The sequence below is a fragment of the Arcicella rosea genome, assembly GCF_040543805.1.
Lineage (GTDB): Bacteria > Bacteroidota > Bacteroidia > Cytophagales > Spirosomataceae > Arcicella > Arcicella rosea.
Window position 1 is genome coordinate 178,149 of the sequence record NZ_JBEUMS010000009.1, and the last position, 15,229, is coordinate 193,377.

General features: G+C 34.8%; 11 protein-coding genes. 5 read left to right on the top strand and 6 right to left on the bottom strand.

Features of this window, described 5'->3' with window-relative positions; translation table 11 throughout:
- The 4 genes from ABID42_RS13615 to ABID42_RS13630 are packed head-to-tail and all read right to left on the bottom strand — an operon-like array spanning position 1 to position 4,865.
- Positions 1–762 carry a toll/interleukin-1 receptor domain-containing protein gene (locus tag ABID42_RS13615; protein WP_367284110.1) on the bottom strand — a complete coding sequence of 254 codons (762 nt, stop codon included), beginning with the start codon at positions 760–762 and terminating at the stop codon, positions 1–3.
- Between the two features lie 14 nt (positions 763–776).
- On the bottom strand, positions 777–1,742 hold the full coding sequence (locus ABID42_RS13620) for a hypothetical protein (protein WP_367284111.1): 966 nt from the start codon (positions 1,740–1,742) through the stop codon (positions 777–779).
- 2 nt (positions 1,743–1,744) lie between these two features.
- A complete protein-coding gene (locus tag ABID42_RS13625; protein WP_367284112.1) occupies positions 1,745–2,971 on the bottom strand; it encodes a toll/interleukin-1 receptor domain-containing protein in 1,227 nt (408 codons plus the stop codon).
- A complete protein-coding gene (locus ABID42_RS13630; RefSeq protein WP_367284113.1) occupies positions 2,955–4,865 on the bottom strand; it encodes a toll/interleukin-1 receptor domain-containing protein in 1,911 nt (636 codons plus the stop codon). Before ABID42_RS13630 ends, ABID42_RS13625 begins: the two co-directional genes overlap by 17 nt.
- A 585-nt stretch (positions 4,866–5,450) precedes the next feature.
- Between ABID42_RS13630 and ABID42_RS13635 the strand changes: the two genes are divergently transcribed.
- Positions 5,451–5,624, top strand: a complete 174-nt coding sequence (locus ABID42_RS13635) for a hypothetical protein (protein WP_367284114.1) — start codon at positions 5,451–5,453, stop codon at positions 5,622–5,624.
- Between the two features lie 8 nt (positions 5,625–5,632).
- On the opposite strand, the gene ABID42_RS13640 is transcribed toward ABID42_RS13635, so the two are convergent.
- Entirely contained in the window at positions 5,633–5,773 is a 141-nt protein-coding gene (locus ABID42_RS13640; protein WP_367284115.1) for a hypothetical protein, read from the bottom strand.
- 173 nt (positions 5,774–5,946) lie between these two features.
- Between ABID42_RS13640 and ABID42_RS13645 the strand changes: the two genes are divergently transcribed.
- Positions 5,947–6,156, top strand: a complete 210-nt coding sequence (locus tag ABID42_RS13645; RefSeq protein ID WP_367284116.1) for a hypothetical protein — start codon at positions 5,947–5,949, stop codon at positions 6,154–6,156.
- Between the two features lie 116 nt (positions 6,157–6,272).
- On the opposite strand, the gene ABID42_RS13650 is transcribed toward ABID42_RS13645, so the two are convergent.
- A complete protein-coding gene (locus ABID42_RS13650) occupies positions 6,273–7,649 on the bottom strand; it encodes an ethanolamine ammonia-lyase subunit EutB (RefSeq protein WP_367284117.1) in 1,377 nt (458 codons plus the stop codon).
- A 199-nt stretch (positions 7,650–7,848) separates the two neighbouring features.
- Between ABID42_RS13650 and ABID42_RS13655 the strand changes: the two genes are divergently transcribed.
- The 3 genes from ABID42_RS13655 to uvrA all read left to right on the top strand — a co-directional run bounded on the left by ABID42_RS13655 (position 7,849) and on the right by uvrA (position 15,193).
- A complete protein-coding gene (locus ABID42_RS13655) occupies positions 7,849–10,656 on the top strand; it encodes a M16 family metallopeptidase (RefSeq protein WP_367284118.1) in 2,808 nt (935 codons plus the stop codon).
- Between the two features lie 237 nt (positions 10,657–10,893).
- Positions 10,894–12,174 carry a hemolysin family protein gene (locus ABID42_RS13660; RefSeq protein WP_367284119.1) on the top strand — a complete coding sequence of 427 codons (1,281 nt, stop codon included), beginning with the start codon at positions 10,894–10,896 and terminating at the stop codon, positions 12,172–12,174.
- A gap of 181 nt (positions 12,175–12,355) precedes the next feature.
- Positions 12,356–15,193 (top strand): excinuclease ABC subunit UvrA, encoded by a 2,838-nt coding sequence (gene uvrA / locus ABID42_RS13665; protein ID WP_367284120.1) that lies wholly within the window; start codon positions 12,356–12,358, stop codon positions 15,191–15,193.
- Positions 15,194–15,229: the final 36 nt, after the last annotated feature.

Below are 15,229 nucleotides of genomic sequence, written 5' to 3' on the forward strand. Positions count from 1 at the left end.
TTATTTTGCTAAAGTTGATAGTCTTTTCATTTTGAACTGTACAGAGTCTCTGTCTTTGAAGTTCAGATAGTCAGCACTTAATTGAATTTTTTTTTGTAAAGAGTCTATGTAATGGGGGAATCCAATTTTTTTAAAAACTTCCGCTTTAGAAATAGCGTCGTTAATTTCTCTTATCAATACTTTTTCTTTTGAAGCCTCTTTATCTTGATAATTTATGTAAACATACCAGACCCCAAAAATCAATCCGATACAAATTGCAACTCCCAAAATAGCCATATTTTTGTTTACACTGTTAAAATTACGTTCCTTAACAATATCTTCAATTACGGCATTGGAAGGTTTAGAACCTCTAAGATTTTCAAGTGTTTCGGGAATGTAAACAAAACTGTAATTATTAGAAATTTTAGGGTTTTTAAACTTTGCTAAGGATTCATTGATATTAATTACAAGGATATTTTTAGAAAATGTTGTTATTTCTTCATCAATCCAATCTGTATTCCTAATACTTAAAGGTTCTGCCGCTTGTGGAGAAGCAATTAAAATCATTTTGCGGCTTCGCTTAAGTCCTGTTTTAATCTCTTTGGGCAAAGCATTACCGGGAAGAATCTCAGATTCATCTACAAAGCAATAAATCCCTCTGCTGTATAGGCTGGATTCCAATGATTTCATATACCCATAAGCATCCGCTCTACGATATGAAATAAAGTAATCCCAACCAAAAAGTTTTATTTTTAGGCGGTCAAAAAAACTGTAATTGTTCATAGTTTATAACTGATTTATAGACAATTTCTAAGCCCCTTCATTACCAAATATATAGCTTCCATCAGATGATTCGTTTGAAATAGTCTTAGATTTTCTTCTTCTGTAAGTCCATTATGAAGGTCTTTCCATGATAGATTTTGAAAGAAAGTATTGATTGCTTCAACTGATGGAATATTTGATGAGTCTTTTTCTTGATAGAGATGTTGTAAAGCCTTGTACTTTTCAGAAAAATAATCTTTGTGTTCGCTTGTAATTAATGTAGTCTTTTGGGTAATGCTCTGTATTAAACAACGAGTTGCTCCTCCGAACATTCCTATTAAATAGATTGGTTTTTGGGTTTTCAAACCCACGTAAGCCTCCTCTATTATCCCTGCACAACAACCTTTAAAACCTCCTAATTTGCCACCCATTAATATCAGAGCATCACTATTAAGATTCTTTTCTTTTCGCATTTTAGTTAAATTTTTTGCCCATAAAAAAGTATTCTCAATGGTATCAGGAGCAACAAATTGATAGTCTTTTTCATCAAGTGAGAAGATGGTATCTGGTTTAACCTTTACAATTTTTACTCTGTTTTTTTTAAATTTCACTTCTTGTTCTAAAGTAAGTGGACAATAGATTGGATATGAAAAATAGTTAATGAATGGGAAATATTGGGCATCGTCTTTTACTCGATATTGAAAAGATAGTTCTAAAAACTTTTCTAAAAAGCCATTTTCTCTTAAATCTCCACCATATACAATTGTTGCTCCTTGTACCAATAAGTGTCTTGTCAATTCAATAATAGAGTCTTGCAAATGTAATGATGACATTCCGAGTTCTGCTAAGTCCTCTGAATCTGAAATAGAGAAGGCTATTCTTTTTCGATTTAGGGCTGCATTGTTTGGACTAAGCGTGTTTAAATCTGTCTCAATCATTTCCAACAATTGCGTTGAAACCCCAGTTATATTGATTTCTTGCTTATCTAAATTAGTCTCCATCTTTATAAATATTGGAATGAGTGTGATGGTGTTACAAAATTGATGTCATTATTTACCTCATTAAGAATTTTTAGTTCCTCATTACCTAAAGGTGGGTCAGGATATAAAACCAAGACAGGCTTATCGGTATTTTCTTGACGAAGTTTTAAAATATCAAGGTAATTAAACAGCTCTGGGGGATTACTTAGAATATGACAATGATATTTTTTTTCTAAATTATAAAGAGCGATATGTTTTTCTAAAAACTTTTGAGCAAACAGATTTACCAATACTTGAATAATTGCTAAATCTATAATATCATTAAAACTACCATTCCATTTGATGGTGGGGACATTGCCTAAATAAGGAAAACTTCTTCTTTCTTGTTTCTGTATATGATGAACAACAACGATAGGACACTTTTTCCTTTTGGCAGTAGATACTTCAATCTGACACCATTCTCTTGTAGAATAAGCATCTGTAAGAAAGACTATCATAGCAGTATTTTTATCAATATTACGATTGATTTCATCAGAGAAATCATATCCATCTGCTATATCATTGGTATCAAAAAAGGTATTTACTTTTAAATTGTTTTCAATGTAATTCTTGAAACTAATTGCTAATTCTTCTCCATCTGCTTTGGCATGACTCAAAAAAAGCTTTACAGGTGGTCTTGGTGTAATTGTGGTGTTTGTGTTTACTACGTCATTGACAGATTGAAGGTCCAACATCATTCTGGTAATATCATGTAACAACCTACTTTTAAGTATTTCCCATTGTTTATCTAAATCATTAGTTTTCATCAAATTGATACTTTGGAAACGGGAAAAATTATTCTCTTCCAAAAAATAATTAGAGACAGAAGACAGTGCAATAGGATAAATACGATTATTATCGTCTAAATTCGGAAGAATATTTGATACATATTCTTCCCAAATAGCGTCATTAAACATATTATCGTCTATTAATAAAATAATGGCATTTTTATCTGACTCTTGAAAATTAATAGAAAGGATTTCATTGTTTTTATTAGCCTTATTTCTATAAAACACAGGGATATTTAAGTTTCTACTTAATACATAATCAGTATCTCTATTGAAGTTTTGATAGATTTTATTAGCAAAAAAAACGCCATCACTAAAATTAGGATGCCATAAGACATATATGGATAGTGGAGAAGAATACATTTTTTTGGCTGTTTTATTGATAATGAAATAAGCTAATATTTTTTTAAAATTTGGGGGCAATTTTTTGGGCAATGGATATGGCTAAATCTTTTATCGCTCTATCCCAGTTTCCATCTGATAAAACCTCAACTTTAATATCTTTGAATATTATAGGTAAATCTTCAACTTTTGTATTATCTATAATAAAAGGAATTATACCCTCTTTATTCTTTTTTAACATAATATCACACTCATCAGTAACCCAACCAGATTGTAATGAGTTTTCAGAAATACAAAGTAGAATATAATTACTATTGTCTACACCTTTTTTTACTAAATCAGGGATATTATCTCCAGCGGTTATTTTCATATCATCAAACCAAATGTCAAAAGGGATATAAGTTGATAACACCTTTTGAAATTCATAAATAAAGTAAGCTTCTAACACGACTTTATCCTTTGATGAATGAGAAAGGAAAATAGAAGGGAAAGGCTTAATATTCTTACTCCAAGTGTTTCCGTCACCTATTACCACATCCGAATTAATAAGATAAAAATCTCTACTATTAATTATACTATCATATAAACTTGGATGCACTAAATAAATATCCTTCTCGCTATTTCCAGTAATATGATAGTGTTGCCAATCAAATTCATGTGGTTTTTTAAAAACTTGAGTTATGTTACCATTAGAAACTGTGCTTCTATTTACTTTACCTATCAATCCAATATTATAAAGCTCACAAAAGGGATGACAGTCTTCCTGTGTAAAACCATTGTTTCCAGCAAATTGATTTTTTATTGATTCTATCATTTTACCATTTAATACATTTGAAGGTATCAAACTCAATATTGAAAATAAATTTTTTGTACTTTTAATATAATTCATCAAGAAGATTTTTTCTGTTGAGAGATAATCATCAATGATATTTTCAGAACCTGTTTTATTAATTATTTTTTTAAATTCTAATTCGGTCTTAGTATCAGATGATTCGTCTATTTCTCTACCAAATTTCATAATAGACCTTGGAGTATAAGTTGAATGACGATAAATGTATTCAAAAACATCTTCTTCTTGATTACAAAAACTATTCGTTACTTGTTTAAACCCTATAAATTCTTCAATTGAATTAAGTCCTGTATATTGTTTTATTGAAAGTTCAAATATAGATTTTAAATCGCTTTGTGAATATTCAAGAATTGTACTCAATCCTCTAATTACACTCTTTTGTTCATCCAAAAATCCTGCAAAAGCTTCTTGTCTTATACTCGTATAAACTTTAATATGAGGATTATACGAGTGCAATTTATGTACTGACTTTACCAAACCTAATTGCCCATTTTTCCAAATTTCAATATCTTCTTTAAAATTATCTGATAAAGTTTGATCAAAAGCATCTATAAAAACACATACAGAGTTTGTTATAAACCTATTTGATAATCTGTAAACGTCTGATGTATTTCTTAAGAACTGTTCTAATTTTTGAATTGTACATTCAGTTATAAATTTATTAAGAAAATAAGATGGGTCTATCCTTTGTGATTTGAGAATTCCTACTAGTATATATTCAGAAATGGCACGTGGTAATTCGAAGTTATCAATCATGATTTTTATTTCATCGTCAAACTCATCTTTCTTGCCAAACTTAGAGTAGGAAAAGATTGAAAACGTTATACACACTTCCCACAAAGATCTCCAAGATTCCAAAGACCTGATTACCTTCTTACTTGATAGTGTTCCAGTAAACTTAGGTTCATCATATTCTCTGCTTTGAGGAATGATAAGTGATCCACTTTTTTCATCTTCAATCATTTTCTTTTTAACTCTTAGGAGTAAAGTCTTTCCCATTCCTTTAGTTGCTACTAAAATTTGGCGATCACTATTTTGAAGAAAAGCATCTATTCTTTTTGTTTTTAAAATAACATTGGTGTCTACGTTAGAGTGAGACTTTCCGTCAAGGGGCCATTTTGTCATAGTTATTAATTATATAAGTGAAAGTATTGTAAACGTTGTTTTTGTGCCAATCAAAGAAGGTTTAAAAGATTATTTCCCTAATGATAAAGTCTATTGATGAATCTATACAAGAACATGTTAATTAGCGGATGATTAATAGATGAATCTACAAAAATGATTTTTCATATAAAATAATTATGTTCTAATTTTATTATACGGTAAAAGCAATGTATATCAAGGCTTTATAAAAACATTAAAACGAGTTTTAATCTAGTGATATGTCAATTGTATCTTGTGATACGAAGCTTTCATTTAGTGATATGTCAATTACATCTTTATATATGAGGATTTCATTTAGTGGTATGTCAATTACATTTTGTGATATGAGGATTTAATTTAGTGATATGTCGATTGAATCTTTATACATGATGATTCAATTTATTGATATGACAATAATATTTTGTGGTATGCCTTCTTCATTTATATAATTGAATAATTGTCAGTTATTTATCAAATAAAAATGCTATAATCGGTAGAAGTAATTTGCTCTTTTGTTAACTTTATGTATAGATAAATTAATATTTCCACCTTTAAATCATTCTACCAATGGCAACAACAACAGAGGCTACCTTCGGTGCAAAACTCGCTAACGCAATCACCATTTCAACACACTTAAAAGGTTTTACAGGTTATATTGCTCCAACATCCGAAATTACCATTGAGGCTTACGATGCTTTAATTGCTTCCACTAAAACCGAAAACACTAAGGTTATTACCTAGAGAGCCAACTACTCTACCGCAGTAGAAACAAGGCTTAAATTATTTGCTAACGAAACAAACTCCGTCGCCAAACTGATTAGTCCAATTTTAGCTACAGTTAGGGCTACATTAGGAAAAAATGCCAAAGAGGTATCTGATATTTCTGCCATTGCCGAGAAAATTAGAGGGAAGAATAGTCCTAAAGTAAAAGAAGGAGAAAATGTTAATACCATAAGTCAGTCAGAGCTTTCTTATGGAAGCAAAACCCAGAATTTTTCAGATTTAATCAGTATTTTAGTCAGTTTAGGAACTGCTTATAATCCCTGCCAATGAAAACGTAAAGTTGATTACTTTACAAGCCAAGCTTGAAGCAACCAACACGGCTAATATCAATGTTGCCACTAGGCTTGGTTCATTGAAAACAGTATCTGACCTCCGAAATACTTATTATGAAAAGTTGTCTGAAGTTACCCAACGTATCAAAGAGTCTGTAAAAAGCCAATATGGGGTAGCGTCTGTTGAATATAAATTAGTAAAAGGCTTGAAGGTCTGATTACATATTACGGTTGACAATGAGGGTTGAACATCCTGTAAGTTTTAAAAGCCATCAATGTTATTGGTGGCTTTTTTATGAATATCAGCATGGGCTTTTTATTACCTAAGTATAAATTACTCTAATCTAAACATTGCATTGAGTAGTTGCTGATTCCCCGTCCTTAACCTCATTTTCTCATCAAAAATATTCATTTTCATTAGCCATGCTTCAAACTCCGGGGCGGGGTGTAAGCCTAATAAATGTCTTACATAAAGGGCATCATGAAAAGAAGTGCTTTGATAATGAAGCATTACATCGTCTGCTCCGGGAACGCCCATGATAAAATTACAACCTGCCGTCGCCAACAAAGTAAGCAAAGTATCCATATCGTCTTGGTCGGCTTCGGCGTGGTTGGTGTAACAAACGTCAACGCCCATCGGTAGTCCTAAGAGTTTTCCACAAAAATGGTCTTCTAAACCTGCTCTGATAATCTGTTTGCCATTATACAAATACTCTGGACCAATAAAGCCCACTACTGTATTGACCAACAAAGGATTAAAATGCCTAGCCACGGCATAAGCACGGGTTTCGCAAGTTTGTTGGTCGAGTCCGTGATGAGCGTTGGCGGAAAGTGAACTTCCTTGACCCGTTTCAAAATACATCAGATTATTTCCTACAGTTCCTCTTTTTAGCGAAAGTCCAGCTTCATAGCCTTCTTGTAAAATATTTAGATTTACACCGAAAGAAGTATTGGTCGCTTCTGTTCCGCCAATGGATTGAAATACTAAATCGACGGGCGCATTTTGTTCAATGGCTTTTATCGTTGTGGTAATATGGCTCAAAATGCAGGATTGCATCGGAATATCAAACCGTTGACGAACGGCATCCAACATTTCAAGCAGACGAATAACGGTTGGAACATTATCTGTAGCAGGATTTATACCGATTACCGCATCGCCACTTCCATAAAAAAGCCCGTCAATCATACTAGCGGCAATTCCTTTAAAATCATCTGTGGGATGATTGGGTTGAAGGCGAGTAGAAAAATGTCCTTTCAAGCCAATTGTGTTGCGAAATCGGGTAATTACTTCACATTTTGAGGCAACTGTTACCAAATCTTGGATGCGCATCAATTTACTTACAGCAGCTACCATTTCGGGTGTTAAACCTTTTTGTAAAGCTTTAATAGTAAGCGTGTCAGTGCTTTCTTCCAGTAAAAAATTCCTAAAATCACCAACGGTTAAATGACTGATTGGGGCAAATGCTTTTTCATCATGCGTATCAATAATTAAGCGAGTAATTTCATCTTCTTCGTAAGGAATGAGATGTTCGGTAAGAAAGGTTTTTAAAGGAACATCCGCCAAAGCCATTTGTGCCGCTACTCTTTCCTCGGCAGTACTTGCCGCCACACCAGCCAATTCATCGCCAGAACGCAATGGACTAGCCTTTGCCATCAAGGTTTTTAGGTTGGGGAAATGATAGTTTCGGTTTCGGATGTTGGTTTGATACATGATGAATTGTCATTTACTTATACAAAGAAACAGTTTTTTAGCTATAATTTTCTTTCCTTCATACCCGTTATTTACACTAGTAATATTATCTTGTATTTTTATTTATTCAATCTACTTTTGTATCTGCAATAGCATAACCCCAAGATACAACAAACTTAAACAAACTTCCTCTCGGTGGGGTCAGAGAGTCCTCTTTATCATGAAAAAAGTTACTACCCTTATTGCCGTGGTTGTGCTGAGTTTTATCTCAGGCTTTTCGGTGATGGCTCAAGAAGATTTGAGCAAAAAACTTCTACCAATGGATCCTAAAGTAAAAACAGGAATCCTTCCAAATGGACTTAAGTATTATATCATGAAAAACGCTGAACCTAAAAATAGGGCTCAATTGCGTTTAATGGTAAAAGCGGGTTCTATTTTGGAAAATGACGAACAACAAGGCTTGGCGCACTTCATGGAACACATGAATTTTAACGGAACGAAAAATTTCCCGAAGAATGAATTAGTTAATTTTCTTCAAAAATCGGGTGTTCGTTTTGGAGCAGATTTGAATGCTTATACTGGTTTCGATGAAACGGTTTATATGTTGCCCGTTCCGACAGATTCTATCGAAGTATTCAAAAAAGGAATGCAAATTTTGGAAGATTGGGCACATAATGCTACGCTTGAAGCGTCAGAAATTGATAAAGAAAGAGGAGTAGTTTTGGAAGAATCACGTACTGGAAAAGGAGCGCAAGCACGTATGCGTGATAAGTTTTTCCCGATTATTCTTAAAAATTCGCAATACGCCAAACGCTTGCCGATTGGGAAAGATGACATCTTGAAGAATTTCAAATACGATGTTTTAAAACAATTTCATCAAGATTTTTATCGACCAAATTTAGAAGCCGTTGCTGTAGTGGGTGATGTAGATGTAGCGATGGTCGAGAAAATGATTATTGAAAAATTTAGCGGTATTCAGAATCCTGCCAACGAAAAGCCAAGAACAAAATATAGAATTGAGCTTACTGGCGGAACAGACGTAGCCATCATTACTGACCCAGAACAGCCTAATACGATTGTGCAGATTATGCACAAACAAGAAAAACGCAAAGACGTTACTTATCAAGACCGTCGTGATGGAATGGTTCGTTCATTGTTCAATCAAATGCTTTCGGCTCGTATTCAAGAGCTTACTCAAAAAGCTGATCCTCCTTTTCAATTTGGTTATGCGGGTTACGGTGGTTTCTTAGGTAATTTGGATGCTTTCAATTCGGTGGTTGTAGCAAAAGGTGGAAATGTTGAAAAAGGCTTAAAGGCGATTTTAGAAGAAGTAGCTCGTGCGAAGAAATTTGGGTTTACTGCTTCTGAATTACAAAGAGCTAAAACACAATATATGGTTGGACAAGAACAAGCTTTCAAAGAAAAAGACAAAACTGATTCGGAAGGATTGATTGAAGGTTTGGTGGGAGCTTTCTTGGAAGATGAAAACCTTACTTCAACAGAATTTAGCTATGAATTTACTAAGCAATATTTAGAAGGCGTAAAGCTTGAAGAAGTAAATGCTTTAGGTAATTTATTGATTACAGAAGATAATCGTGCGGTGATTTTGATGGCTCCAGAAAAAGACAAAGCCACTTTGCCTACAGAAGCACAAATCAGAGAATGGTTGAATGGAACTGGAAAAGACGTAACAGCTTATGTTGACCAAACCGTTGATAAACCTTTGATTGCGAAATTACCAACAGGTTCTAAAGTAATTGCTACCAAACAAATTCCAGAAGTAGGGCTTACAGAGTTTACTTTTGCGAATGGTGTAAAAGCTGTTTTGAAACCAACAGATTTTAAAAATGATGAAATCTTGATTGGCGGTTATAGTTTTGGCGGAACTAATTTGTACGGAGACAAAGATGCTGACAATGCAAGAGTAGCCTCTACAATTGCTTCGATTAGTGGTTTGGGAGAATTCTCAACTGTAAATCTTCGTAAAATGATGACGGGGAAAGTAGCGAGAATTAGTCCATATATTACAGGAATAAGTGAAAATATCACAGGTTCAAGTAGTCCAAAAGATTTTGAAACGGCTTTACAAATGTTGTACAGTTACTTCACACAACCACGTTTTGATGCCGATGTAGTGAAAGGCTTTTTAGCAAATCAACGTGACAATTTGATTAGTCAGCAAAAAACTTTGACACCAGAAAAAGTATATGGTGATTCGCTCAATGCTATTTTAAGTAATTATGCGCCAAGAAATTTACCAATGACGAGCGAAAGAATGGAAAAAATTGATGCTAATCGTGCTTTCCAAATTTATAAAGAACGCTTTGCTGATGCTTCCGATTTCACATTCTTCTTTGTCGGAAATTTCAAAAATGACGAAATTAAACCTTTACTTGAAAAATACTTAGGTGCTTTGCCATCAACCAAGCGCAAGGAAACGTATAAAGATTTAGGAATTCGTTCACCTAAAGGGAAAATTGAAAAAACAGTTTACAAAGGCACAGAACCAAAAGCAAGAGTAACATTGGTTTGGGCTGGTGATTTTGACGGTACAACAGAAAGTGAAACACAAGTAGAAGCTTTATCGGAAGTATTAGAAATTAAATTGATTGAAACTCTCAGAGAAGAAGAATCAGGTGTTTATGGTGTTGGTGTTAGTGGAAGTACTGCTAAAATTCCAGCGAAACGTTATACTTTCCGCATTGCTTTTGGTTGTGCGCCAGAGAATGTAGAAAAATTGGTAAACCGTACTTTGGCTGAAATTCAAAAAGTAAAAGACAAAGGTGCTGAACAAACGGATATTGATAAATTCAAAGCAGAAACTAAACGCCAAACAGAAACACAATTGCGTGACAATGGTTTTTGGGTAAATTATTTACAATCTCAATACCAAGAAGGCGATGATGTAAAATACATTTTGAAAGAAGAAGAAGCCTTGAAAAAAGTAACGGTAGAAAGTACCAAAACGGCAGCCAAAAAATACTTTGCTGACAATCAGATTAAAGTAATTTTATTGCCAGAGAAGTAAAATTGAGATTTTTAATACGAAAGAAGGCTTGGGAACTTTATGTTTTCAAGCCTTATTAATTTTTACAGGTTTTATACTTGTTCAGGGAATTTATCTTACGAAGTATAAGTATTTGATAAAAGGAATCAACCAATATTTACCACATTCCATATAAATTTGTCTTTTAATCTTTAACTTTAAAAGATATATACCACAGGTAGTCTTGAAGGACATGCCTTGAGTCTACTTTCCCAAATTATGGAACTCTTCATCATATTTGTTTTAATATTAATCAATGGTATTTTTTCGATGTCCGAAATAGCATTGGTTTCCTCACGAAAAGCTCGCTTGGATGCTTCTGCCAAAAAAGGAGATAACAATGCGAAAATCGCTTTAGAAATTGCCAACGACCCTAATAAGTTTTTTTCTACTGTACAAATCGGCATTACTTTAATTGGTATTTTAACAGGTATTTACAGTGGCGAAAAAGTAACTAATGATATTGAAGCTTTTGTAGCTCGCTTTGCTTTACTTGTACCTTATCAGCATAGCATCGCAGTTGCGATTGTGGTGTTGTTAATTACTTATTTTTCTTTAGTTTTTGGTGAATTAGTGCCGAAACGAATCGGATTAACCAATCCAGAATTTATCGCCAAAGCCGTTGCTCGTCCGATGAATATGTTATCTACACTTACTTCTCCTTTTGTATGGTTGCTTACTTTTTCTTCTGATTTACTGATTAAAATTCTGAATATCAAACCTTCTACCGATAGTAAAGTAACTGAAGAAGAGATTAAGGCGATTGTTCAAGAAGGGGCAGATAGCGGTGAAGTACATGAAATAGAACAAGATATTGTAGGCAGAGTTTTTAGCTTGGGCGATAGAAAAGTTTCGTCTTTGATGACGCACCGCAATGATTTGGTTTTTATCAAAGCATCGTATTCTGTCGAGAAAATTGTTGAAGTAATTAGCGAAGAACTGCATTCACTTTATCCTGTTTATGATAAAGACAAAGACCACATTATTGGCATTGCTAGGCTGAAAGACTTGTTTTTACCACTTAGTCAGGCAGATTTTAATTTACAATCTTACTTACAAGCGCCACAGTTTATTATGGAAACGGCTTCGGCTTATCAGGCTTTGCAACGTTTTAAAGATAGTAGAGTTCATTACGGCATCGTGATTGACGAATACGGACAAACGCAAGGAATTGTTACGCTGAATGATTTGCTGGAAGCTTTGGTAGGAAATGTTTCAGATTTCGACCACGAAGGTTATCGCCTCGACCAGCGTGCAGATGGTACTTGGTTAGTCGATGGACAATATCCTTTAGCCGATTTTCTTCAATATTTTGAATTGAGCGAATACATCAGTGAATATCCTTTTAATACTTTGGCAGGCTTACTTTTGAACGAGCTTGGACAAATCCCACAGCAAGGCGATACCATCGTTTGGCAAAACTTGATTTTTGAAATTATCGACATGGATGGCGCTAAGTTGGATAAGGTTTTGGTGAAAAATAATGTAGATACAGAATAGCTGGACATCTCTTTAAAATTGTAGTTTTGGTAATAATCTGCCATAACTAATTCTTCTTTTATTCATAAAACCAAGCAATAATCTTTATTGAATAGCGGTCTTTTTTGGTAACTTTATAAGATACTTTGTTGTTAAAATGAAGACTGTTTCATTTGCTTACTCACAAACTTGAAATTTATCCATGCCCAATCATACAAAATCTGATATTACAGGTTACGAACAAATTGAGATTCTCGGTGCAAGAGAACATAACCTTAAAAATATTGATTTAATCATTCCTCGCAATAAACTTGTAGTCTTCACTGGAATTTCTGGCTCTGGAAAGTCATCTTTAGCTTTTGATACCATTTATGCCGAAGGGCAGCGTCGTTACATGGAAAGCTTTTCGGCTTATGCTCGTAGCTTTTTGGGGAATATGGAACGCCCCGATGTGGATAAAATCAATGGACTTTCGCCCGTAATTTCTATTGAACAAAAAACTACTTCAAAAAACCCTCGCTCTACGGTTGGTACGGTTACTGAAATTTACGATTTCATGCGTTTATTGTTTGCTCGTGCAGCGGAGGCATTTAGCTACGTAACGGGCGAAAGAATGATAAAGCAGTCTATCGACCAAATCATTGAAGTAATCCTGCAAGATTATCAAAATCAGAAATTGATTTTGCTCGCTCCAGTCGTGAAAGGTAGAAAAGGACATTACCGTGAACTCTTTGTGCAAATTGCCAAATTGGGTTATACCAAAGTAAGAGTGGATGGTGTAGTGATGGACATTCAGCCAAAAATGCAACTCGACCGTTTCAAAATTCACGATATTGAAATTGTTGTTGATAGAATTATCGTAAAAACCGAAGAACGTTTTCGTTTGTCGCAATCTGTTCAAACAGCCTTGAATCAAGGAAAAGGTTTGATGATGACTCGTGATGAAAAAGGAGAAGTACGTAATTTTTCAAAGTACTTGATGGACCCAATTTCAGGAATTTCTTACGACGAACCTTCGCCAAATAATTTCTCTTTCAACTCGCCTTATGGCTGGTGTCCGAGTTGCCAAGGTTTAGGAAAAGTGGAAGAAATTACGGAAGAATCTATCCTGCCAGATAAAACCCTCAGTATTAGCAAAGGAGCAATTGCACCTTTAGGCGAGTACCGTGATATGTGGATTTTCAAGCAATTAGAGGTATTGCTAAAACCATACAAAGTAAATTTGACGACTCCCTTAGAAAAGTTTCCAGAAGAAGCCATCAAAATCATGTTGTATGGAACAGACGAACCTGTGCCAGTCCCCTCTAAAAAATACGAAGGAACAGACTGGAATACCAAATACGAAGGCATTATTGTTTTCTTGAAACGTCAGCAAGAAACAGGTTCAGAGAAAATACAAGAGTGGTTGAAAGACTTTATGGTCGTGAATACTTGTCCAGATTGTAAAGGATTACGTTTGAAAAAAGAATCTCTTCATTTCAAGATTGATAAAAAAAATATTGCCCAATTAGCAGAATTAGACATTGCTGAATTGGCGGAGTGGTTTGTAGGTTTAGAAAACCGCATGAACGAACGCCAAAATGTGATTGCGAAAGAGATTTTGAAAGAAATCAGAAAAAGAATTGGTTTCCTAACGGGCATTGGATTGGAGTACTTAACGCTGAATCGTTCACTAAGAACTTTGTCGGGTGGCGAAGCACAACGTATTCGTTTGGCAACGCAAATCGGTACGCAATTGACCAACGTTTTGTACATCATGGACGAGCCAAGCATTGGTTTGCATCAGCGAGACAACGTAAAATTGATTCAAGCCTTGAAAGATTTGCGAGATTTAGGCAATTCAATTTTAGTCGTTGAACACGATAAAGACATGATGTTGGCTTCTGATTATGTGGTGGATATTGGACCAGGAGCGGGTCGTCATGGTGGCTCGATTGTTGGACAAGGAACGCCCGAAGAATTTTTAAAGAATAATTCAACAACAGCTAAATTCTTGAGCGGTGAAATTGGGATAGAAGTACCCAAACAGCGCAGAAAAGGCAATGGCAATTTCTTGACCATCAAAGGAGCAACTGGAAATAATTTAAAAAATGTTACGCTGAAATTACCACTTGGGAAAATGATTTCGGTAACGGGAGTAAGTGGTTCGGGGAAATCTTCTTTGATTCACGATACCATGTACCCGATTTTGAATCGTCATTTTTTCAATGCTAAACGTGAACCAATGCCTCATAAATCGGTAGAAGGTTTAGAGCATTTGGATAAAGTAATTGAAGTTGACCAGTCACCAATTGGTAGAACGCCACGTTCAAATCCCGCTACTTATACAGGAATGTTTACTGACATTCGCACACTTTTTGCTGAACTACCTGAATCAAAAATCAGAGGCTACAAAGCCGGGCGTTTTAGTTTTAACGTAAAAGGCGGACGTTGTGAAGATTGTGAAGGAGCAGGCATGAAGAAAATCGAAATGGAATTTTTACCAGATGTACACGTAGCTTGCGAAACTTGTAAAGGAAAACGTTTCAATCGTGAGACTTTAGAAGTACGTTTCAAAGGAAAATCTATTGCGGACGTATTGGATATGACGGTAGAACAAGCCGTAGAATACTTTGAAAACCAGCCAAAAATTGCTCGAAAAGTGCAAATGTTGAAAGAAGTAGGTTTGGGATATATTACAATTGGTCAGCAAGCGACAACACTTTCGGGAGGAGAAGCGCAAAGAGTAAAATTAGCGGAAGAACTTTCAAAAAGAGATACAGGCAAAACCATGTATATTTTGGATGAACCCACTACGGGTTTACATTTTCAAGATATAAAAGCTTTAATGGAAGTACTCGATCGTTTGGCGGATAAAGGCAATACCGTGTTGATTATCGAGCATAATTTAGACGTTATCAAAGTCTCAGACCATATCATAGACGTTGGTCCAGAAGGGGGACAAAAAGGTGGTCAAATCATTGCCGAAGGCACACCCGAGCAAGTAGCAAAAGTAAAAGGAAGCCATACCGCTAGATTTTTGAAAGATGAGTTGGTTTGAGTGAGAAGTGTTCACAGATTCGCTGTGGGCTGTGTC

Coding starts and splice junctions, on each gene's coding strand:
- uvrA (WP_367284120.1), top strand. CDS start 12,356: ATGCCCAATCATACAAAATCTGATATTACAGGTTACGAACAAATTGAG.
- ABID42_RS13620 (WP_367284111.1), bottom strand. CDS start 1,742: ATGGAGACTAATTTAGATAAGCAAGAAATCAATATAACTGGGGTTTCA.
- ABID42_RS13655 (WP_367284118.1), top strand. CDS start 7,849: ATGAAAAAAGTTACTACCCTTATTGCCGTGGTTGTGCTGAGTTTTATC.
- ABID42_RS13630 (WP_367284113.1), bottom strand. CDS start 4,865: ATGACAAAATGGCCCCTTGACGGAAAGTCTCACTCTAACGTAGACACC.
- ABID42_RS13650 (WP_367284117.1), bottom strand. CDS start 7,649: ATGTATCAAACCAACATCCGAAACCGAAACTATCATTTCCCCAACCTA.
- ABID42_RS13660 (WP_367284119.1), top strand. CDS start 10,894: ATGGAACTCTTCATCATATTTGTTTTAATATTAATCAATGGTATTTTT.
- ABID42_RS13635 (WP_367284114.1), top strand. CDS start 5,451: ATGGCAACAACAACAGAGGCTACCTTCGGTGCAAAACTCGCTAACGCA.
- ABID42_RS13615 (WP_367284110.1), bottom strand. CDS start 762: ATGAACAATTACAGTTTTTTTGACCGCCTAAAAATAAAACTTTTTGGT.
- ABID42_RS13640 (WP_367284115.1), bottom strand. CDS start 5,773: ATGGCAGAAATATCAGATACCTCTTTGGCATTTTTTCCTAATGTAGCC.